Below are 20,888 nucleotides of genomic sequence, written 5' to 3'. Positions count from 1 at the left end.
TCCATAAATTACACAAGACCTCCACCTCAAAATATGAGGTGAAGGCTAATTGTTTGTAAAAATTCAATTCTTTCAATCAACGATTCTGGCAGATAAAAAAATATTACTTATATTTTTTGTTCGATTTCATCCCTTTAGAAATTTGCTTCCATTTGCGCTGCTCAGCCTGCTTTGCCTGCGCATCAGTTTTGCGCTCAATATAGGCTAGCTCACGTTGTAGCTTGAAATAGCTTTGGAGACGTGCTGATTCCAGTACTCCCCCATCAATCGCTTTTTGTACAGCGCAATGCGGCTCTCCTTTATGCGTACAATCTCTAAAGCGGCATTGCTCCATTAACTGTTCAATATCTTGGAAGCTTGCAGCAAGGCTATCTGATTGATTCCAAAGCTGTAGCTCGCGCATACCTGGTGTGTCAATTAAACAGCCACCTGAATCAAGTGCTACTAGCTCGCGATGTGTTGTCGTATGACGCCCTTTGGCATCGTCTTCTCGAATGCTAGAAACTTTCATATGTGCTGTTCCTAAAAGGGCATTCGTTAAAGTAGATTTCCCCGCACCAGAAGATCCTAGTAACGCTCCTGTCACACCTGCTGGGAACAGCTCGCTTAATCGCTCAAAGCCAGTCCGCGTCACTACGCTCGTCACAATTACTTCTACACCAAATGCGATACCTTCCACCTCTGACACATAATATGCCACATCATCGCATAAATCCGCCTTTGTTAAAACAATAACAGGCGTTGCACCAGAATCCCATGCTGCCACTAAATAACGCTCTAGTCTGCGAATATTAAAATCCTCATTTAAGCTCATTACTAAGAGTACAATATCAACATTTGCTGCAACAATTTGCTCTTCAATTTCTAAACCTGCCACTTTGCGTGAAAATACTGACTTACGCTGTAATAGCTTATGAATAATCGCCTTTTCCTCTCCAGGCATTTGCTCAACTAACACCCAGTCCCCTACTGCTGGATAATCCTCGCGCGCAAAAGCGTTATATGCAAAATTCCCCGCTATCGTCGCTAGCCACTCTCCATGCTCACTTATAACGCGATATGAATGCTTATGCTCCAACACCACACGTGCTGGCACGTATTTTTTATATTTATCCTCTAGCTGTTCGATTTGCTCACTAAAAAATGCTGTTAATCCTAAATTCAATGTAAATTCCTCCTAAAGTGTATATAAAAAAAGTCCTGAGCTGCCATTTCAGCAGTTCAAGACTTTTACACACATAGGATCTTTTTTACAAAGCTAAACAAGCATACGTCAAAACGTACACTGTAGGCGTGTGAAAGTGAACAAGCTGAATGGCAGTTTGTCAATCGCAATCGTATTCATCATGTCACATCACCTACTTCCGATAATTTGTAAATCAACTATAACTGAATATTTTCTACAAGTCAACTTTATTTGAAATTAATGTATTATATTCCTCTTCAATTTGTGCTATATCAATGCGATCAAATAAAGGTGTAATCGCTTGTAAATGCGTTGGCTGGGCAATTTGCTCCTGCCATTCAATCGTTTCGAGCTGCAGCATTGTGCGAATTTTCTCTGCAGAAAATGGCAAAAACGGCTGCAATAGCTGCGCTAAGTTCGCAATGATATATGTGCATGTTGCTAATGTTTGTTTCCCTGCCTCCACGTTTTCTTTCACTTGTAGCCACGGCTGCTGCTCATCAAAATAACGATTTGCCCCCCGTATATAATAGAAAACTTGCTCTAACGCCTCCTTGAAATGACCTTTTTCAATAAGCGTGCCCACACTTTCATAAAGCCTAACAGTTTGCTGACGAATTGCTTCATCTATTTTCCTATTTGGCACAATGCCTTCAAATGATTTTTCGATAAATTTTAATGTGCGGTTAACGAAATTGCCATATGCACCAAGCAATTCCCCATTATGACTGTAAATAAATTCTCGCCATGAAAAGTCTGCATCGCGATTTTCAGGTGCATTAACCGTTAAAAAGTAACGGATTGAATCTGCATCATATTTTTCAATCATATAAGGAACCCATACTGCCCAATTTTGACTTGTCGATAGCTTTCTTTTCTCCAATGTCAAATATTCATTTGAAATAATATGTGTTGGCAATGATGGATTATTCAACCCCATCAAAATAGCGGGCCAAATAACACTATGAAACGGGATGTTGTCTTTGCCGTGAATATAATAGGATATCGTTTCCTCATTCCACCAATCCTTTAGTTCTTCTCCATGCTGCTGTGCCCACTCTATGCTTGCCGTTAAATAGCCTGCAACAGCTTCAATCCATACATAAATCTTTTTATCACGAAAGCCATCAATCGGTACTGCAATACCATTTGGTAAATCGCGGGTCACTGCACGATCTGGCACACCTTCTGCTAAATAGCGGGTCGTTAAAGCAATCGCATTATCGCGCCAGCGCTTCTCCTGCTTCGCCTGTGCAACAAATTGCTCTAACTCTTTTTGAAATTTACTAAAGGCAAAATATAAATGCTCTGTTTCTTTAATGACAGGCTCATTGCTACAAATTTTACAGCGCTTTTCCAATAAATTAAGTGGGTCTAAAATGGCTGAACAGTTGTCACATTGATCTCCCCTCGCCTTTGCACCGCAATTCGGGCAAATACCTTCTACAAAGCGGTCAGGTAAAAATTGCTTGTCTGTTTCACAATATGCCTGCTCCACTTTTTTGCTATATAAATGGCCCTTTTCAAGTAGCTGTAAAAATAGCTGCTGCACTGCTTGATGATGGTGTCGTGCATCTGTTCTTGTGTATAAATCATACGAAAAACCTAACTTCGTAAAGCTTTCTTCAAACTCCCTGTGATAATGGTCTGCAATTGCTGCGACAGTTGTATTTTCTTGACTTGCGCGAATGGAAATCGGCGTACCGTTACAATCACTTCCTGACACATATAAGACATGCTCACCCTTTTGACGGTAATAACGCGCTAAAATATCTCCTGGTAATAATGCTGCAATATGTCCTAAATGCAATGAACCATTGGCATATGGCCAAGCTCCCCCAATAACAATTGCCATGCTGAAATCCTCCTTTAAAATCAATTAATTGTGTCCATAGTTTTTCAAGCTAGCTCGAAAACTTCACTTCAAAATAAAAAAGCGTCCTAATCTAAAAAGATTAGGACGCCTAAATTAACGTGGTACCACCTATATTTACAAATAGCTCACACTATTTGCCTCCATCAGTACGTCGCATGCGAGATACTGCTGCTGTTATAACGAGTGCCCTTCTCGTCGTAGCCTACTTTATTGTTCGGTACGCAGCTCCGAGGCCATTTTCCACTAGGCTTACTCGCTTCATTTCCACCATCAGAAGCTCTCTATCAAGTGATTCCCTACTGTACTTTCCTCTTCAACGCTTTTCATTTCAAGTTGTTAAATATCATACATCTAAATGTAATGGAACACAAGTGTCTATTTAGGTTTTTGAAATGACTGCTCGCGTGTGATTGGTTGTCCAATAAAAACGTGATCTAGCTGCTCCTTTGACAAACCATTATGCAACAACACGATTTCTTGAACATCAGGGAAATTTTTGAAATAGGATTCTGCAAGTGATCCCATAAACATTTGACCTCCAGCCGACCCTTGTACAAGTCTTACACCATCATCTAAATTTAATACGAGCGTACCGTCCTCTATTTGATAATCAATTAACTTAACTTTCTCAACAACTACTTCATCAAAAATAAAATGAATTAAGGCTTCCTCTGTGCCTTTTTTGTAGTTTACCTCGCGTGGAATTACATACTCCGCATTTGCGTCTGATTCATAAACTGTAATAGTTTGCTTTCCTTTTGCTGAACTTTCTGGTGAACATCCTATTAAAAAAGCGAAAGCTAAAACGCTAATCCATAGCCATTTTTTCATGATGAGCCCTCCTTTTGTAAGATTGAGCCTTCAACGATTACTTCCGTTGGCATGTGCAATAGCTGCATCGATGTGAAGCTATTTGCTTGTTGAAAAGACTTTACTATTCTATACCCAATACAGTAGCCAATCCAACTAGGTAATTTCTCATAATTTCCGAATAAAAAAGGCTGATGCTTTTCTACATTGATTAACTGTAATGAAGGAAGAAAATGCTCTGTCCAAATTGGCTGAATTTGCTCCACTGTATAGCGCCTTGTCCATGGAGACAGCCACTGCATTCCATATAATTCCTCTACAGCACATTCTGCAAGCCCCTCCATCACCAACGAATCCTGCAATGCTAATTGACTAGGCTCACGCTTTACATAATGCAAGCGACAAATATGGTTGTATTCATGCGCTAGCAATGCTCTTAATTCTTCTACATGTAGCATCTCTGATACAAATAAAAAAAGTCCGTTTGGATAGGCAATGCCATTTTTATTTGGTGTACCTGCTGTAATCGGCAAAATATAAATTTCTACATCAGGTCCCTGCCATAAAGCACGCAAACGTTCATACTCTTGCTCAACAATTGACCATATTTCCTCGTGTTGCAATAATCGCCCTGCACATTGCCACTCAAATGGCTGAAATAAACCATTACATAATAATTCATATTGAATTGCTTCTTTAGATGCCCATGGAAACACTTTTTGCAATGGTGTACATAGCACATCACAATGAATTTCTGCTAATTCATTTACTCCTTTATTTTTGCAGTGTCTTACTAGCTTCTTTAGTATTTCCCTAGTCTCTATAATGCCTATACTACTCCTCCTTTTTTTATCTAGAATCGAAAAATGCAAATAATATCATAAATTTGCATTTTTCTATATAATAATACAGACAAATTCATAGAATAGGATGTATTCCATATGACAATTCTTCTTGTAGATGATAATCCAATGAATCTTTTTGTTATCGAAAAAATTTTAAAAAGTGGCGGTTATATAGATTATGTTTCTTTAGGCTCTGCCTATGACTTATTTTCATATTTAGAAGCAAAACCTGCCAGAAATAAAATTGATTTAATTTTACTTGATATTATGATGCCTGAAATAGATGGAATCGAAGCATGTCGTCGTATTAAACAAAATGATAAATTTAAAGATATCCAAGTTATTTTCGTAACAGCATTGGAGGATAAAGAAAAGCTATCTGAAGCATTTGAGGCAGGTGGCATTGATTATGTGACAAAGCCTATTAATAAAGTAGAGTTACTTGCACGTATACATGCCGCATTACGCTTAAAAAATGAGCTTGATTGGCATACTGAGAAAGAAAAACAGCTAAAACAGGAGCTTGACCTAGCTGCACGTGTACAACAAAGCCTGCTAAGCAAAAAGCTTGAACAACAAAATTTATATATCGATGTTTCTTATTCTCCTTCCTCAAATTTGGCAGGAGATATGTATTATTGGTATGCCATTAGTGAAACGCGTTATGCTGTTATATTATTTGACATGATGGGTCATGGTATTTCCGCATCACTTGTTTGCATGTACATTTCCTCTGTGCTCAGGGAAGCAATACGCACGCTCGTTGAACCTGAGCTTGTTATAAAAGAGCTGAATCGATATATGCTACTCTTACAAGAGGATAAAAGTAGTATTTTATACTATTTTACAGCTATTTATTTAGTAATTGATACAGAGCAACAAATCGTTCAATATGTCAATGCAGGTCATCCAGCAGGCTATGCCCTACTAGATGGAAAAGAAACTGTTGCATTAAACAAAGGATGCTGCGCTGTGGGCATTTTTGATGAAATAGAGATTATCACACAAACGCTTCATTATCAAGATAGCATTCAGCTTGTTATGTATACGGATGGCGTATTGGAGGCGATGGATACATGTGAAATCAAGGCAGAGGAAAGCCTTCAAGCTATTGCTTCACATATATGGGACAAGAAAAAATGTCCAATTAGCAATTTACTAGAGGCAGAGCAATTAGCACATCAAACGGATGATATTTGTGTCGTGTTACTACAGTCCAATACACAGACTTCTTTATCACACACAGAGCATGTACAGCAATATCATGCTGAGAAATCTTTGATGTAGACGGGCTAACATATAACAAAAGAGGAGGGGTGAAATGGCTTTATTCCACCCCTCCCCTCTTTATTTTAATTAATTTTTTGGTAAATACGTGCATCTTCTATAAATTCATTATAATGTGTCACGACCTCTTCGAATTTCAATGTCTCTTTATCACCTAAACATAAAAAGCCTTCTTTTCCTAGACTTTCATATAACAATGCGTGGACCTTTGTTTGAAGCTCAGGTGTAAAATAAATGAGTACATTTCTACATAAAATTAAATGAAATTCATTAAAGGATTGATCTGTCACTAAATTATGCTGAGCAAAAATAATCTTTTCAAGCAAGCTCGAATGAAAATAAGCATAGCGCGAATCTGTTCGATAATATTCAGCAAAGGCGTCCGTACCACCAGCTAAAATATAATTTTTTGTATAATCTTGCATACGTTTAATCGGGAATGCACCGCGTTTTGCTTTTTCCAAAGTTTCCTCATTCATATCTGTAGCATAAATAATAGATTTCTCGATAAGCCCCTCCTCTTTCAAGAGAATGGCCATTGAAAACACTTCTTCCCCTGTTGCGCAGCCTGCATGCCAAATACGAATTTCTGATAAATGACGAAGCTTTGGCAATACTTCGCGTCGCAACGCATAAAAGAAAGGAGGATTGCGAAACATTTCTGTCACACTAATAGAAAAATCATTGAGCAATGTCTCCAAAAAGTCTTGCTCATGCAGAATTTTTTCAGTCACACGTGTAATCGTTGCAATGCCATCAAAATTCATGCGGTTATACACGCGCCTTAAAATCGAAGCACGATTATATTGTCTAAAATCATAGGAAGAAATTCTGTAAATAGTTTCTAGTAAAATATCTAGCTCAAGGAGCTCATATTCTGTTTTGCGACCACGTGACCCCATGCTATTCCTCCTCTTTAATTAGCCACACATTCAATACTGAAAATAACTGTTCTAAATCCAAAGGCTTGCTAATATAGTCAGATGCTCCTGCTGCAATTGCCTTATCACGGTCATTTTTCATCGCTTTTGCTGTCAGAGCAATAATCGGTAATTGTGTTAATTGCATCGTATGACGAATAATAGACATCGTTTCATAGCCATCCATGCTTGGCATCATAATATCCATTAACACCACGTCAATGTTAGGCATAGTTTCTAGAAGCTCTATACATTCAATGCCATTTGTTGCACTGATAACGCGCATTCCTTTTGCTTCAAGTGCCTGCTTTAATGCATAAACATTTCGACGATCGTCATCAACCACCAAAATCTTTTTGCCATGCAAAATACTATCATCCATATGTGTAAGAATCGGTATCTCCTCTTCTATAGGTTGCTTTATTTCTTCAATAACGGGTGCATGCTTTGGCAAACCACTTGGCACACTTGGCACATATAATGTGAAAGTACTCCCCTTGCCTTCCTTGCTCTCCAACGTAATCCAGCCACCTAATAACTGTGCAAATTGCTTGCTAATGGACAAGCCTAAGCCTGTGCCGCCAAATTTCCTTACTGTTGCACCATCTGCTTGCTGGAATGTTTCGAAAATCATTTGCTGCTTATCCGGCGGAATACCAATTCCTGTATCAATCACTGCTACTTTTAACCAGTATGTGCTCAAATGCTGCATTTCGGCTGTTATCTCTGTTTCAGGTATCTGGCTAATAACCACATTTACAGAGCCTTCATTCGTAAATTTCAAAGCATTTGACAGCAGATTTTTTAAAATTTGCTGGAAGCGTAAAATATCTGTATAAAAAATAGGTGCTTCATTTTGTACGATTTGCACATCAAAGGCTATTTGTTTTTGTGTTGCTAATGGTAAAAAGGTCTTTTCAATGTGATAAGGAACATCACTCAGCACCATTTCACTAAAGATAATATCAAGCTTTCCTGCCTCCACCTTCGATAGATCAAGGATATCATTGATCAGCTTTAATAAATCTTCGCCTGAAGAATGAATAATTTGCGCATATTCCTGCTCCTCTTCAGATAATGAGGTGTTTTCAGCAAGCATTTCAGATAAAATTAAAATGCTATTCAATGGTGTCCGCAATTCATGTGACATATTTGCTAAAAACTCAGATTTATAATTTGAGCTTACCCTTAGCTCCTCTGCTACCTTTTCTAATTCTTGCTTAGACTGTTCGGCTTCCTTTGAACGTGTTTCTAGCTGGTCATTGATTGTTGTCAATTCCTCTGTTTGCATTCTTAGCTCTTCAGACTGTGTTTGTAATTCCTCTGACTGTGCTTGAAGCTCCTCTGTCATACTTTGAGATTCACTTAATAATTGTTCAACTTCCATACGGCTCAACACCATCTTAATTGTCAGCCCAAAGTTCTCGACAAGCTGCCTCATTAATTGCTGTTCATATACAGAGTAATTAGCTATAGCACCAAATTCCACAACGGCAATCGTTTCACCCTCCAATAAAATTGGTAAAATCATTATAGATGTCAGCTTCATCTCACCAATTGCTGTACTAATCACTTGATAGTCCTCTGGCAACTGTGAATAATGAACAATTTGCTGATTAATTGCACATTGTCCAATAATCCCCTCTCCTTTTTTAAAGCGTTCACGACCTATATCCATTGTAGCGTAGCCTGCCTTCTTCACGAAGTATGTATCTTTATTAGCTACCTCTTGTACATAAAATGCCCCAAAGGAGGAATTCGTCCGCTGTGCCACTTCCCTTAAAAAAACCTCCGCCAGTTGATGAATCCTATTAATACCTTGATAAGTCAAGACAATATCTGCAATATTCTCCTGCAATGTAGCTCGCTCATCAAGCATATCTAAAAGTTGATTTGTCGTATTAGCTAAATCATAAATTTCATCATTCGTATTAACCTGTATACGTTTACTTAATTTATTTTTAGATATAATAATTTCTTGAATGCTTTCCTTCACCTCTAATACAGTATTCACAATACGGCGTGAAATTGTATTAGCCAACAAGATGGAAATCAGTGAAATAAATCCCAAAAAAGCAAATAATGCTCCTGTCAAAACACGATTTTGTTCATCTAAAGTCATAGCCTTTTCTTGAATAGACATATTGACCTTATCACGAAAAGTCGTGAATTCAGCTTGTATCTCATCTATAAGTGTTGTACTACGACGTTGTATAAGTAGGGCAGTAATTGCCTCTGTATCATTATTTTGCTTCAAGACAATCACAGGATTTCCAACTGTTTCTACCCACGTATTAATATCTTCTTGAATTTGTTGTAAATATTCTAAATATTGCTGTTCTTGATTCATTAATTTTGTTAGCTCATAATATGATTGCTGCCATTTTTCTGCATTGCTTTCATATATAGTTAATTCACGCATATCACCTGTAATTGCATAGTTGTGTAATGCAATATGCATATTAAGTACATGTTTTTCAATACGACTAGAATCCGTACGCATTTGAGAATTATAATTGAGTAAATAGTTTCTCTCAGTTTGTAATGATTTCACCTGGTAATTTAAAAGAAAAACAGAAGCAATTAAACAAACAATAATTACAACATACCCAATTGTAATTTTAAAGCGTATCCCCGGCTTATATATCCATTTCATATAAATCCTCTTTCTAAATATTCTTTTCAAAAAATCCAGCTACTAATTTATTGTACTATGTATAATTCTACATTAACAGACAATATGTCATGTGACAGATACATTTACAAGATAGGATTGCTCACAGAAAAAAATATTGACTTTTATTAAAATCATAGTATGATTTTAACGAGTGATAAAGATTCTCATTATCAATCAATCAAACTTTAGTGAGGTTATTCAAATGAAAAAAGTAAAAAATTCCTTGTTTTTCTTAATGCTTATGGCATTAGCTGTTTTTGCTTTAGCAGCATGCTCTGATTCATCAAAAGAGGAAGAGCCAAAAAAAGAAGAACAAGCTACAAATGATAAAACTGAAGACACAAATAAAGAGACTTCAGCAGGTGAGCAACAATACCCGATTACAATTCAACATGCCTTTGGGGAAACAGTAATTGACAAAAAACCTGAGCGTGTGGCAACAATTGCATGGGCTAACCATGATGTAGCATTAGCACTTGGTGTTGTACCTGTAGGTTTCTCAGCAGCAAATTATGGTGTGCAAGATGGAGAACTAATGCTTCCTTGGACTGCTGAAAAAATAAAAGAGCTTGGTGAAGAAAGTCCAAATATTTATCAAGATACAGATGGTTTAGATTTTGAAGCAATTGCTGATTCTAATCCAGACGTAATTCTTGCTGCATACTCTGGTATCACCCAAGAGGACTACGACACATTAAGCCAAATTGCACCTGTAGTTGCATATAAGGACATTCCTTGGGTAACTTCTTGGCAAGACCAAATTCTCCTAAACTCTAAAGGTATGGGAATGGAAGAAGAAGGAAAGCAATTACTTGCTGATACTGAAAAATTAATTCAAGATAAAGTGAATGAACACCCTGAATTTAAAGGAAAAAAAGCAGCATTTGCTATGTTTATGATGAATGATTTATCAAAATTCTATGTTTACACACCTGGTGATCCACGCGGTGGATTCTTAGAAGAATTAGGTATGGAATTCCCAGCAGGTCTTCAAAGCTTAGTAACAGATGCGAGTAGCTTCTACCTTGAATTAAGCTCTGAAAACGCAGACGCTTTGGTTGATACAGAAATTTTCGTTGTGTATGGTGATGACTCAACATTAGCTACATTACAGGCTGACCCAATCTTAGGAAAAGTGCCAGCAATTCAACAAGGTAATGTTGTCGTTGTTGGTGATGGCACACCACTTGCTGCTGCTGGTACGCCTAGCCCATTATCAATTGCTTATACAATTGATGAGTACGTATCATTAATTTCAGCTGCAGCAAAAAATGTAAAATAATATGAATAAGTTACAAGCTACCGAAAATAAGAAGTTATTTATGCCGAAGCATTTAGGTAAAATTTTAATCATCCTGATTATTTTACTTGCAATTTGTATCGTCGCTTCACTTCTCTTCGGTTCTCGTACAATTGGCTTGACTGGACTGATGGATGGATTATTCCATCCTGATGTCGAGTCCCACGAAGCCAATGTTGTGCGACAACGAATCGTACGAACAATTTTCAGTTTAATGTGTGGGGCAGCACTAGGGGTTTCAGGAGCGCTGATGCAATCCGTTACACGCAACCCAATTGCAGACCCAAGTATTTTAGGGGTCAACATGGGGGCATCCCTTTTTGTCGTTTGTGGTATTGCTTTTTTAAATATTAGTTCAGCAAACCAATACATATGGTTAGCAATAGCAGGTGCAATGCTTACTGCTGTTTTTGTTTTTGGTATAGGCTCAATGGGAGCAAGTGGGGCTACGCCATTAAAGCTTGTCCTTGCAGGAGCTGCGACAAGTGCCATTTTATCTTCATTAGTTGTCGCAGTAATGATTCCACGCTCCAATGTCATGGATCAATTCCGCTTTTGGCAAGTAGGAAGTGTTGGTGCAAGCACTTGGGATGCTATTCAGTTATTCATTCCATTTCTCATTGTTGGTGGATTAATTGCCCTCTTCACGGCCCCTGCCTTAAATGCTTTAGCGCTGGGAGATGAGGTTGCAACAGGCTTAGGTGTCCGCACTGGTACATTGCGGATGTTTGCCGCACTAGGCGGCGTTCTTTTATGTGGTGCTGCTACAGCATTAGCGGGACCTATTGGTTTTATCGGCCTATTAGCTACTCATGTTGTCCGCCTGATGATTGGACCAGATATACGCTTAATTATCCCAATGTCCGCCTTAACAGGAGCCATTATTCTGACATTTTCAGATGTTTGTGGTCGACTTCTTGGCAGTCCTGGTGAGCTGGAGGTAGGTATTTTAACAGCCTTTATTGGCGCTCCTATCTTAATTATAATTACGATGAAAGCGAAAATGCGTGCGTTATGATGAATGAAACATTGAAATCCATAATGAAAGGCCGACAGCAAAGAAAAAGACGCTTTGTCATTACCACTTCTGTGCTCATTGCTATTTCACTACTGCTTTGTGGTGCGATGCTAATGCTTGGGAATACGATTTATCCTGTTCGTGATGTAGTGCGTGTTCTTTTAGGTGAAGATGTACAAGGGGCCTCCTTTGCTGTCAGCACAATTCGATTACCACGAATGCTAGCCGCCGTATTTACAGGCTTTGCATTTGGCGTTGGGGGCTATATTTTCCAAACGATGTTGCGCAATCCTTTAGCGAATCCCAATGTCATTGGTATTACAGCAGGCTCTAGTGCTGCTGCAGTATTTTGTATCATTGTTTTACAGGCAAGTAATATTATTGTATCCTTTGCTTCCATTGTTGGTGGGCTAGCTACAGTACTTATTATTTATGTCTTATCTAAAAGCTCTTCTTTTGCCATTGGTCGATTAATTTTAATCGGTATTGGTATTCAAGCGATGCTAAACGCCTTTATCTCCTATTTAATGATTATTGGTAATACACATGATATCCCATCTGCTATGAGATGGCTAAGTGGGAGCTTAAACGGCGCAAAAATGGAAACGCTCTATCCATTAATATTTGTTGTGATTGTGTTTACACCGATTTTGTTCGTTTACAGTAACCGTTTAGAAATGCTAGAGCTTGGTGAACATGCAGCTACTTCGCTTGGTGTGAACACGAATAAAACACGCATTATTTTAATTGTTTGCTCCGTATTAGTGATTGCACTTGCTACAGCTACGACAGGGCCAATTGCCTTTGTTTCGTTCCTTGCAGGACCAATTGCGAAAAGAATTGCAGGTGTTGGTTTTTCAAATATACTGCCAGCTGGTTTAATTGGTGTTATTTTAGTATTAGCGGCAGACTTAATAGGTCAATTCGCATTTACAGCTAGATATCCTGTAGGTGTTATTACTGGCATCATCGGTGCACCTTACTTGATTTACTTGTTAATTCGAATCAATCGAAAGGGAGATATATAATGAAAGCAACACATACACTTCTAGCTGAACATATCACATCAGGCTATGAGCATAAAACCATTTTAGAAGATGTTAGCATCGCGATTCCTAGCAATAAAATAAGCATTATTATTGGGGCAAATGGCTGTGGTAAATCCACATTGTTAAAAACAATGGCGCGCTTGATTAAGCCAACAGACGGGCAAGCTGTACTTGATGGTAAGTCGATTCATCAAATGCCGCCAAAGCAATTAGCACGCGTATTAGGGCTTTTACCACAATCCCCTGTCGTACCAGAAGGGATTACAGTGGCTGATTTAGTGGGGCGTGGACGCTTTCCTCATCAAACATTGTTTAAAGGCTGGTCAAAGCAAGATTATGAGGCTGTTGCTGAGGCTTTAGAAATGATGAAAATTACAGAATTCGCTGACCGCAATATTGATGAATTATCAGGTGGTCAGCGTCAACGCGTATGGATTGCGATGGCTTTAGCACAGCAAACCGATATTTTATTTTTAGACGAACCAACAACATTTTTAGATATTACGTACCAAGTGGAAATTTTAGATTTATTAACAGAGTTAAACTTAAAATATGGAACGACAATTGTTATGGTGCTACATGATATTAACTTATCCGCCCGCTATGCAGACTACCTATTTGCTTTAAAAAATGGGCGCTTGCTTGCAGAGGGTGTACCAAAGGAGATTGTGACTAGCGAACTGATCAAGGAAACCTTTGATTTAGAAAGCACAGTTATCGAAGATCCAGTTTCCAAAACACCGTTAATCGTTCCTATTGGTCGCTATCATTCTGAAAATGCCATATACTAAATGAAAATAGGAAACTAAAGGGGGACTACTATGTTTTATGCATTTGTCTTTTCTTTATTGTCTTTCATCATAGGGCTAGGCATTTATGTGGAGAAGCGCAATCAACGATTAAAAAACCACCCTTCTTCTCATAAAGCTAGTGAGGATGCAAATTATTTAGTCGGTGATAATAAATATACGAGTAGTAATTAAAAGCTTTGGCTAGCCAAAGCTTTTATATTGGGATTTTACATAGTCAACTAACTTATGTCTATCAATTTTCCCTACATATATTAAGGTGTATGACATGGGAAAAGGAGGGACAAATATGGGTAGAGCAGAAATGTATGATTTATGCTGTCAGTATCAAGGGAAAAGAGTTCGCATTACAGACACAGACGGGCGTGTACACGTAGGACGCATTACAAATGTCGATCGCAAAATGGTTTGGCTGGAGCCTGATCGAGGATTCGGTGGCTATCGCCTAGGCTATTGGGGCTGGGGACCACGCCCTGGCTTTGGTTACGGTATCGCAATTGGTGCCATCGCAGGTATTGCTTTAGCATCACTGTTCTTTTGGTAAAACACACTTTATGTGCGAAATTTAGCTACTCACGTGCAAAAAGTATCGTATAATGTTCGAATTTTGATTCCTTGCGTGCGAAACTTCTCCGTTTATGTGCGAATCATTATTTTAGGGCCAAAAAAGTGAAACCGTATCGATCTGGTTTCACTTTTTTCGTATTAATGTGTCGTCAAATACTTTTTTATTTGCAATGCCATTACTTCTAGCACAATCGCTACAATTAGCGCACAATACGTAATCATACCGACCTCATGTAAGTCATAATAGAAGCTTGAGGACATAAAGAGCTCAAAGCCAATTCCCCCTGCTGCTGCCGCTGCTCCCATCGCAATCGCAACACCATAGTTCGTTTCAAAGCGTAAAAACGTCCATGATACGAGATAAGAAGCTGATTGTGGCACAACGCAATGGAAAATAATATGCCACCAATTGGCACCAGCTGCGCGCAATGCCTCAATTGTACCCTCCTCAATTTCCTCAAAGGACTCCGCATAAGCCTTCGTTAAATAAGCCATTGTATGCAACATCATCCCAAGTACTGCCGCTACAGCACCAAGTCCTGCGACAATAGCAAAAATTAATACCCAAAGCACTGTCGGTACTGCACGAATGACCGAATTAAATGCAATGATTGCATTGGATAGACTTGCGGGTGCTAAATTTTTTGCTGTGCTAATCGCTAAGAAAAAGGACAGAACTGCCCCCAGTATCGTTGCCAAAAAAGCTAAGGAGAGGGTAATTAAAATTTGCGTTATTGCTGTACTAAACGTAATTTGATTAAAGGCAGGCTGTAAAAACATCATCTTTAAATTATCTAATGTATAGACAATCGCTGTTGGCCAATCAATCGCTGCATACTTTAATAAAAAAGGACCGACGAATGTAAAGATCGATAAAAATATAATGACAGCTCGCACAGTAACAGTCGCCTTTGTCAATGTGCGTGTTTTAATTTTGCCATTTTTCATATGAATGCCTTGCAGCAAAGATGCTTGTGTCATTATAAAATCATCCTCCTTACTTTATTCGATGTAAACTCAATCGCGATGACAATAACAATAATGGATAATGTAATTAATCCAAGCATGCCATAGTCTAATCGCTTATAGTGTAGGTCGAATAAATAACCTATGCCCGTTCCTGTTAATAAACCAATCAATGTGGCACTGCGTATATTCGTTTCAATCATATAAAAGAGCCAGCTAAGCATTTGAGGCATTGTATCTGGTAAAACACCTTTAAAAACCATTTGAAAATACGTAGCACCTGTCGCATTCAAAGCCTCAACCCCATCTGCGCTTGCTTCATCAATCGTTTCTACAAACATCCGCACTAACGTCCCAAATGTTGAAATAAAAAGAGCGAAATAGCCTGTCACGACATTATGACCAAATGAAATAACAAGCACTAGCGCCCATGCTACAACAGGAATATTACGAAAAATTGAAGCAATTAAACGCGTACAAAAGGCTAAAGGACGATTCAGTTGTGTCGTTTTAGAGCCGAAGATAGCAAAAAAGAAAGCAAAAACCGCAGCAGTTGTCGATGCGATGACTGATAAAACAATCGTTTCCCATAAGCGGGATAACACTTTCGGTAAATTTGCCATCGCCTCTGCATCCGGTATTAAATTAGTCATAATCCATGTAATCGTTCCTGACACAGATTTTACACCTTGCCATATATTAAAATTTGTTACCATCGAAGAGCCATATGTGATTACTAATAACAACATAATAATGCCTGTCATCTTCCATTTTTTCATTCTTAAAAAATTGCGTGTTGTCATTGTTTCCTCCGCCTAACCCTATTCAAAAATAAGTTCATCGACTTCTGCGCCGTAAATTGCGTGAATATCCATTTGGCTTAAGCGTTTTGGTAGATCGTCAAACAATTTCGAGCCGCGATTTAAACCAATGATACGATCCGAATATTTCAACGCTACATCTACTTGGTGTAAATTTACAAGCACTGTAATGCCCATCGATTGAGAAATTTCCTTTAAATGATCCATAATGACCTTTGAGGAGTTTGGATCAAGCGATGCAATCGGCTCATCACATAATAGCAATTTCGGTTGCTGTACTAGCGCTCGCGCAATACCAACACGCTGTTTTTGTCCACCGCTTAACTGGTCGCAGCGCTTATAAACATGCTCCTTCATACCAAGCTTTTCTAAAATGGACAATGCAAGCATTTTTTCTTCCTCTGTATACAGGCCTAAAATACCTTGCAATGTCGATTTATAACCAAAGCGACCATGCAATACATTTTCAAATACAGTTAGACGCGAAACTAAATTATAATGCTGAAACACCATGCCAATTTTGGTACGCTGTTTGCGTAATGATGCTTTATTTAATTGCGTAATATTCATTCCATCAAAAAGGATGTCCCCACTCGTTGGCTCAATCATGCGATTAATGCAACGTAGCAATGTTGATTTCCCTGCGCCTGATGGACCAATAATCGATACAAATTCACCTTGCTTTAACTGCAAATCAATATCTTGAATAATCAGTGTTTTCATATCATAGCTTTTCGCTATATTGCGCAATTCTAATACTGTCTCGGTAGCAATAGGTGCTTCTTTCATCATCGCTTGCTTTATTGGACGCTCTAACGTAATTGTTGACATCAATGCTCTCCCTTTCTATTTTCGATAAAAGGGCGTCTAAAAAGCTTTTCAGACACCCTGTTCATTCACTTTATTCAGATAACTTCCGAATCGGATCAAACCAAGCATCCTCTACTTTGACAAAGCGCTCGTCTCCTGATTTATAAAATAGCCCAATCTCTCCTGAATCTTTTGGTACGAAAATTGTCGGGTCATTTGTAGTTTCATCAGAAATTAGCAGCTCTGTTAATTTCGTAATTTCTTCCTCTGTCAACGCAGACGTATTTACTACGAATGGTGAGTTTAATACAGGCGTTGCAGAAATCAATACAAATTCTTCACCTGGCAAATTATTAAATGGCGCTGCTGCGTCATCTTTGACACGGTAAACCGCTCCTGCTGTATTCGCTTCTCCTTCTACTAGGTCAACATATGCTGAAACACATGTGTCACAGAAAGCCGCCACATCTGCGCGCCCCATAATCATATTCACCGCTGACCCTTGATGAGAATCACCAAACAATACTTCGGGGAATAACGCATTTGCCTCGATTAAATCGTCTTGTGTTAATGCTTTATAAGCATCTTGTTTTGTAAAATGAGCAATAATAGAGCTAGATGGTACTTTAAAGCCTGATGTCGACGATGCAGATACGAATGAGAATTTTTTGCCTGCAATTGTATCAATTGCAAATTCGCCATTTACTTTATATTCATCCGCTTTATCCTTTGGTACTGCTAACCAGCTATAATAAACTGCGTCTTCTAATGTTCCTGAACTACCAGAAGGCACAACAATTGGTTGCACATCTGCGCTTTTATTGTTCGCTTCAATATAGCCTTGCGGGCCCATGAATGCGACTTGTGCATTGCCACTTGCAATCGATTCAATCGCAATCGCATAATCTGTCGTTAATTTTTGCTCGACTTTGCGACCTGTTGCTTCCTCAAAGATTTTGCCAAATGCATCGCGTGCGCCTGCCATTTCAGAGCCAGATTCATTTGGATACCAAACCATCACTAACGGATCATTCGATTTAGCATTTGCTGCACCTTCCTCTGAATTACAAGCAGCTAGAAAAATTGCACATAAAATCATTGTCATTAGTAAAACCAATTTTTTGCTCATGTTACTCTCCTTTTTTCTGCTCAAAATTTAGTAGACTTGCTCTACATGCAACATTTAATCATAATTCACCAATAATAAAAGTAGTTATCCTATTTCTTAATAATCATTAACTAAGCATTTACAAAGCTTGGGATGTGTAAATGCTGCATAATATGCTTACCAAGCGTCACTTCTATCCCATAACGACCATGGAAATCAGAGCCACCTGTCATCAATAATCCATGCTTGTTAGCCATCATTACAATACGTTCATAATCATGTTCGTTATGGTCTGGATGTACAAGCTCAATGCCATCCAGCCCTTCCGCAATTAGTTGCTCAGCAATATCATAGGAATCGAGCTGTCCTGGATGTGCTAAAACTGCAATTCCTCCATCTGCCTTAATCGCATGCAACGCATCAAAGGCATCGACATAACGAATATCACTTGCTGCTACACCGTTATTTTTAAACAATGACTTATATAATGTTTGATAATCCTTCGAATCAAAAGCAGTTGTCGTTAAAGCAGCCATAATATGCTGCTTGTAAAGCACACCAGCTTTAGAAATACGCTCGCATGCTTGCTCCTCTGTAACCGCAAAGCCAGCCTCCTGTATTTGGCGCAATTGCCAGAGTGTATGCTCATGGCGACGTGTCAACAATGGTTGACATAGCTGACGAATATGCGCACATTCCCCATGCAATTGATAGCCAAGCATATGCACCTTGCGTCCACGCTCAAAATCATATGCGGAAATTTCAATGCCAGGAATAAAATGAAGTGCGTATTTTTGCGCAAGCTGCTGCCCTTCTTCAACATGGTCAAGCGTATCATGATCAACGACACTAATATGCGTTAAGCCAGCTGCCTTTGCTTGCTGAAATAGCTCTTCTAATGTAGTGGAGCCATCTGAATATGTGCTATGCATATGCAAATCAACCTTCATCATACTAACTCCCTCTCCTGTACTTTCGCCATTTCAAAAACGTTATCACATAAGCCTTCCATAAACTTTAAATCATGAAAAATACCGATTAACGTTGTGCCATTCATCTTCAGCTTTTCTATCGCCTCACGTACCTTTAATTTGGACGATTGATCAAGGCTCGCTGTCGGCTCATCCAACAGCAATAAACGTGGTTCTTTAACAACTGCGCAGGCGATATTTAAGCGCAGCTTTTCACCGCCTGAAAACATATTAGGATAACTATTCCACAGCGCCTCATCGATATCAAAATGGCGCAGCGCTTCCTGTGCCTTCATCGTTGCCTCTGACTTTGATACGCCTAAATCAAGCAATGATTGCTCTACTAGCTCCAATGCCGTTGTACGTGGCATAACATTTAAAAATTGCGATACGTAGCCGATTTCATGCTTGCGTAAATAAACAACTTCGCGCGGTGTCGCTCGTACTAAATCAATCGTACCAAACGCCTCAGATTGAAATAAAATCTTGCCCGTTTGTGGCTCATATGTGCGATAAATACTTTTTAAAATCGTTGATTTCCCACTACCACTCTTACCAACAATCCCTAAAAAGCTGCCTTCAGATACATCAAATGAAATGCCTTGCAATGCAGGCAATGTTTTATTTAAGTGATGAATCGTGAAGCTTTTTTGCAAATTTTCTACGCTAATCATCCCCACACCTCCTTATCGATAATTTGTTTGTAAAATGACTTTACCGTCAACAATCGTTGAAGTTACAACAGGATAGCCATCTGCCATTTGTTCAATAATAATTATGTCTGCCTTTTTCCCTACTGCGATGGAGCCAATTTCATGCGCCATATTTACTGCCCTCGCTGGATTGATTGTGACAAGCTGGAATAAAGCATGCAAATCCTCTTCATATTTATTGGCTAGCTCGAAAATACCGTGTAGCATAGCTGGTGGATAATAATCGCTGCAAATAATATCAATGACATGCGCTTGAACTGCCTCTGCTGCACTTAAATTACCTGTATGGGAGCCGCCTAATAAAATATTCGGTGCACCTGCAATTGTTTGTAGCCCTAATCTTTTCGCTTCCTTCGCCACATCTAACGTAATCGGAAACTCGCTAATTGTCGTACCGTAGGACTGCACAAGTGCGAGCTTTTGTACATCGTCATCATCATGTGAGGCGACAGCAATATTGCGTGAAATTGCTAGACGGCTTAGACGCTCAATATCTTCTAGCGTAATTTTTTCCTTATCAATTTGTTCTTTAATTAACGTATCTGCCTCGTAATCTGTCATTGTGCGATAGCCGCGCATAATGTCTTTATAAATTTCTAAGTTACGATACTGCCCTTGCCCTGGCGTATGATCCATAAATGACAGCAAATGCACTTTACCATCTAAAATATTTTCCTCTAGCTGCTGCAATTGATCCACTGAATCAATTTCAAAGCGTGCATGTAGACGATGGCGAATTAAATGTGGCTCGTCATGTGATGCACTAATTGCATCAACACACTTCTGTACATTTTCTGGATTGCGAATCGCTTTATGTGAATATTTATCATCACCGTAGTATGACAATGAATGGAAAATTGTTGTAATGCCATGTGTCATTAAAATGCGCTCACTCTCACGCAAGCCGATATTCATATTCATTACTGAATTCGGACGCGGACTCACAATTGTTTCAATATAGTCCGAATGAATATCGACAAAGCCTGGCGACACATAACCACCATTTGCATCAATCGTCTCTACCCCATCCAATTGTGCCTCTGATTGATGGACAATTTGCTGAATTGTTGTCCCCTCAATGAAGACAACATAGTCATATAAAAATTGCTGCTCTGTTACAATTACTCCGTTCACAATGGCAAACATGGAAAGCCC

At 38.8% G+C, this 20,888-nt stretch carries 20 protein-coding genes and 1 other annotated feature; of the genes, 7 read left to right on the top strand and 13 right to left on the bottom strand.

The genetic code is table 11. The features are described from left to right. Positions 1–103 precede the first annotated feature (103 nt). The 4 genes from rsgA to M3Z76_RS06425 all read right to left on the bottom strand — a co-directional run bounded on the left by rsgA (position 104) and on the right by M3Z76_RS06425 (position 4,588). Positions 104–1,165, bottom strand: coding sequence for a ribosome small subunit-dependent GTPase A (gene rsgA / locus M3Z76_RS06440; RefSeq protein ID WP_293921687.1), 1,062 nt, complete (start codon positions 1,163–1,165; stop codon positions 104–106). A 235-nt stretch (positions 1,166–1,400) separates the two neighbouring features. Then, positions 1,401–3,041 carry a methionine--tRNA ligase gene (gene metG, locus M3Z76_RS06435; protein WP_293921689.1) on the bottom strand — a complete coding sequence of 547 codons (1,641 nt, stop codon included), beginning with the start codon at positions 3,039–3,041 and terminating at the stop codon, positions 1,401–1,403. A gap of 98 nt (positions 3,042–3,139) precedes the next feature. Next, positions 3,140–3,388, bottom strand: a binding site (T-box leader). A 49-nt stretch (positions 3,389–3,437) separates the two neighbouring features. After that, positions 3,438–3,893, bottom strand: a complete 456-nt coding sequence (locus tag M3Z76_RS06430) for a fructose-2,6-bisphosphatase (RefSeq protein WP_293921690.1) — start codon at positions 3,891–3,893, stop codon at positions 3,438–3,440. Next, positions 3,890–4,588 (bottom strand): DUF2268 domain-containing putative Zn-dependent protease, encoded by a 699-nt coding sequence (locus M3Z76_RS06425; protein ID WP_293921915.1) that lies wholly within the window; start codon positions 4,586–4,588, stop codon positions 3,890–3,892. Before M3Z76_RS06425 ends, M3Z76_RS06430 begins: the two co-directional genes overlap by 4 nt. A gap of 225 nt (positions 4,589–4,813) precedes the next feature. Here M3Z76_RS06425 and M3Z76_RS06420 point away from each other — a divergent pair, with 225 nt between their 5' ends. Further along, on the top strand, positions 4,814–6,004 hold the full coding sequence (locus tag M3Z76_RS06420; RefSeq protein WP_293921693.1) for a fused response regulator/phosphatase: 1,191 nt from the start codon (positions 4,814–4,816) through the stop codon (positions 6,002–6,004). Between the two features lie 65 nt (positions 6,005–6,069). Here the strand turns inward: M3Z76_RS06420 and M3Z76_RS06415 are convergent, their stop codons facing one another. Both M3Z76_RS06415 and M3Z76_RS06410 read right to left on the bottom strand, forming a co-directional pair. After that, on the bottom strand, positions 6,070–6,906 hold the full coding sequence (locus M3Z76_RS06415) for a CheR family methyltransferase (RefSeq protein ID WP_293921695.1): 837 nt from the start codon (positions 6,904–6,906) through the stop codon (positions 6,070–6,072). A gap of 1 nt (position 6,907) precedes the next feature. Next, positions 6,908–9,580, bottom strand: coding sequence for an ATP-binding protein (locus M3Z76_RS06410; protein ID WP_293921697.1), 2,673 nt, complete (start codon positions 9,578–9,580; stop codon positions 6,908–6,910). A gap of 223 nt (positions 9,581–9,803) precedes the next feature. Between M3Z76_RS06410 and M3Z76_RS06405 the strand changes: the two genes are divergently transcribed. The 6 genes from M3Z76_RS06405 to M3Z76_RS06380 all read left to right on the top strand — a co-directional run bounded on the left by M3Z76_RS06405 (position 9,804) and on the right by M3Z76_RS06380 (position 14,321). After that, positions 9,804–10,883, top strand: coding sequence for an iron-siderophore ABC transporter substrate-binding protein (locus tag M3Z76_RS06405; RefSeq protein WP_293921699.1), 1,080 nt, complete (start codon positions 9,804–9,806; stop codon positions 10,881–10,883). A 40-nt stretch (positions 10,884–10,923) separates the two neighbouring features. Then, positions 10,924–11,919, top strand: coding sequence for a FecCD family ABC transporter permease (locus tag M3Z76_RS06400; protein WP_483310146.1), 996 nt, complete (start codon positions 10,924–10,926; stop codon positions 11,917–11,919). Beyond that, positions 11,916–12,947: a FecCD family ABC transporter permease gene (locus M3Z76_RS06395; protein WP_293921703.1), complete on the top strand. Its 1,032-nt coding sequence runs from the start codon at positions 11,916–11,918 to the stop codon at positions 12,945–12,947. The genes M3Z76_RS06400 and M3Z76_RS06395 overlap by 4 nt, the downstream gene beginning before the upstream one ends. After that, the gene (locus tag M3Z76_RS06390) at positions 12,947–13,759 is read left to right on the top strand and encodes an ABC transporter ATP-binding protein (protein ID WP_293921705.1); all 813 of its coding nucleotides are present in this window, start codon (positions 12,947–12,949) and stop codon (positions 13,757–13,759) included. Before M3Z76_RS06395 ends, M3Z76_RS06390 begins: the two co-directional genes overlap by 1 nt. Positions 13,760–13,789: 30 nt before the next feature. Continuing rightward, on the top strand, positions 13,790–13,951 hold the full coding sequence (locus M3Z76_RS06385; protein ID WP_293921706.1) for a hypothetical protein: 162 nt from the start codon (positions 13,790–13,792) through the stop codon (positions 13,949–13,951). 115 nt (positions 13,952–14,066) lie between these two features. Next, positions 14,067–14,321: a hypothetical protein gene (locus M3Z76_RS06380; RefSeq protein WP_293921708.1), complete on the top strand. Its 255-nt coding sequence runs from the start codon at positions 14,067–14,069 to the stop codon at positions 14,319–14,321. Between the two features lie 161 nt (positions 14,322–14,482). Here M3Z76_RS06380 and M3Z76_RS06375 read toward each other — a convergent pair whose 3' ends face one another. The 7 genes from M3Z76_RS06375 to phnM form a co-directional block, all read right to left on the bottom strand. Then, positions 14,483–15,325, bottom strand: coding sequence for a PhnE/PtxC family ABC transporter permease (locus tag M3Z76_RS06375; RefSeq protein WP_293921710.1), 843 nt, complete (start codon positions 15,323–15,325; stop codon positions 14,483–14,485). Continuing rightward, entirely contained in the window at positions 15,325–16,113 is a 789-nt protein-coding gene (locus tag M3Z76_RS06370) for a PhnE/PtxC family ABC transporter permease (RefSeq protein ID WP_293921711.1), read from the bottom strand. Before M3Z76_RS06370 ends, M3Z76_RS06375 begins: the two co-directional genes overlap by 1 nt. Before the next feature lie 18 nt (positions 16,114–16,131). Further along, the gene (gene phnC, locus M3Z76_RS06365; RefSeq protein WP_293921918.1) at positions 16,132–16,920 is read right to left on the bottom strand and encodes a phosphonate ABC transporter ATP-binding protein; all 789 of its coding nucleotides are present in this window, start codon (positions 16,918–16,920) and stop codon (positions 16,132–16,134) included. A gap of 112 nt (positions 16,921–17,032) precedes the next feature. Beyond that, positions 17,033–18,070 (bottom strand): PhnD/SsuA/transferrin family substrate-binding protein, encoded by a 1,038-nt coding sequence (locus M3Z76_RS06360; protein WP_293921712.1) that lies wholly within the window; start codon positions 18,068–18,070, stop codon positions 17,033–17,035. A 110-nt stretch (positions 18,071–18,180) separates the two neighbouring features. After that, positions 18,181–19,002 (bottom strand): PHP domain-containing protein, encoded by an 822-nt coding sequence (locus M3Z76_RS06355; protein ID WP_319837935.1) that lies wholly within the window; start codon positions 19,000–19,002, stop codon positions 18,181–18,183. Further along, positions 18,999–19,700 (bottom strand): phosphonate C-P lyase system protein PhnL, encoded by a 702-nt coding sequence (gene phnL, locus M3Z76_RS06350; RefSeq protein ID WP_293921714.1) that lies wholly within the window; start codon positions 19,698–19,700, stop codon positions 18,999–19,001. The genes M3Z76_RS06355 and phnL overlap by 4 nt, the downstream gene beginning before the upstream one ends. A 6-nt stretch (positions 19,701–19,706) precedes the next feature. Continuing rightward, on the bottom strand, positions 19,707–20,879 hold the full coding sequence (gene phnM / locus M3Z76_RS06345) for a phosphonate metabolism protein PhnM (protein ID WP_293921715.1): 1,173 nt from the start codon (positions 20,877–20,879) through the stop codon (positions 19,707–19,709). Positions 20,880–20,888: the final 9 nt, after the last annotated feature.

Source organism: Metasolibacillus sp. (assembly GCF_025291715.1).
Taxonomy (GTDB): domain Bacteria; phylum Bacillota; class Bacilli; order Bacillales_A; family Planococcaceae; genus Metasolibacillus; species Metasolibacillus louembei.
This window is presented reverse-complemented; position numbering and strand designations above follow the sequence as displayed.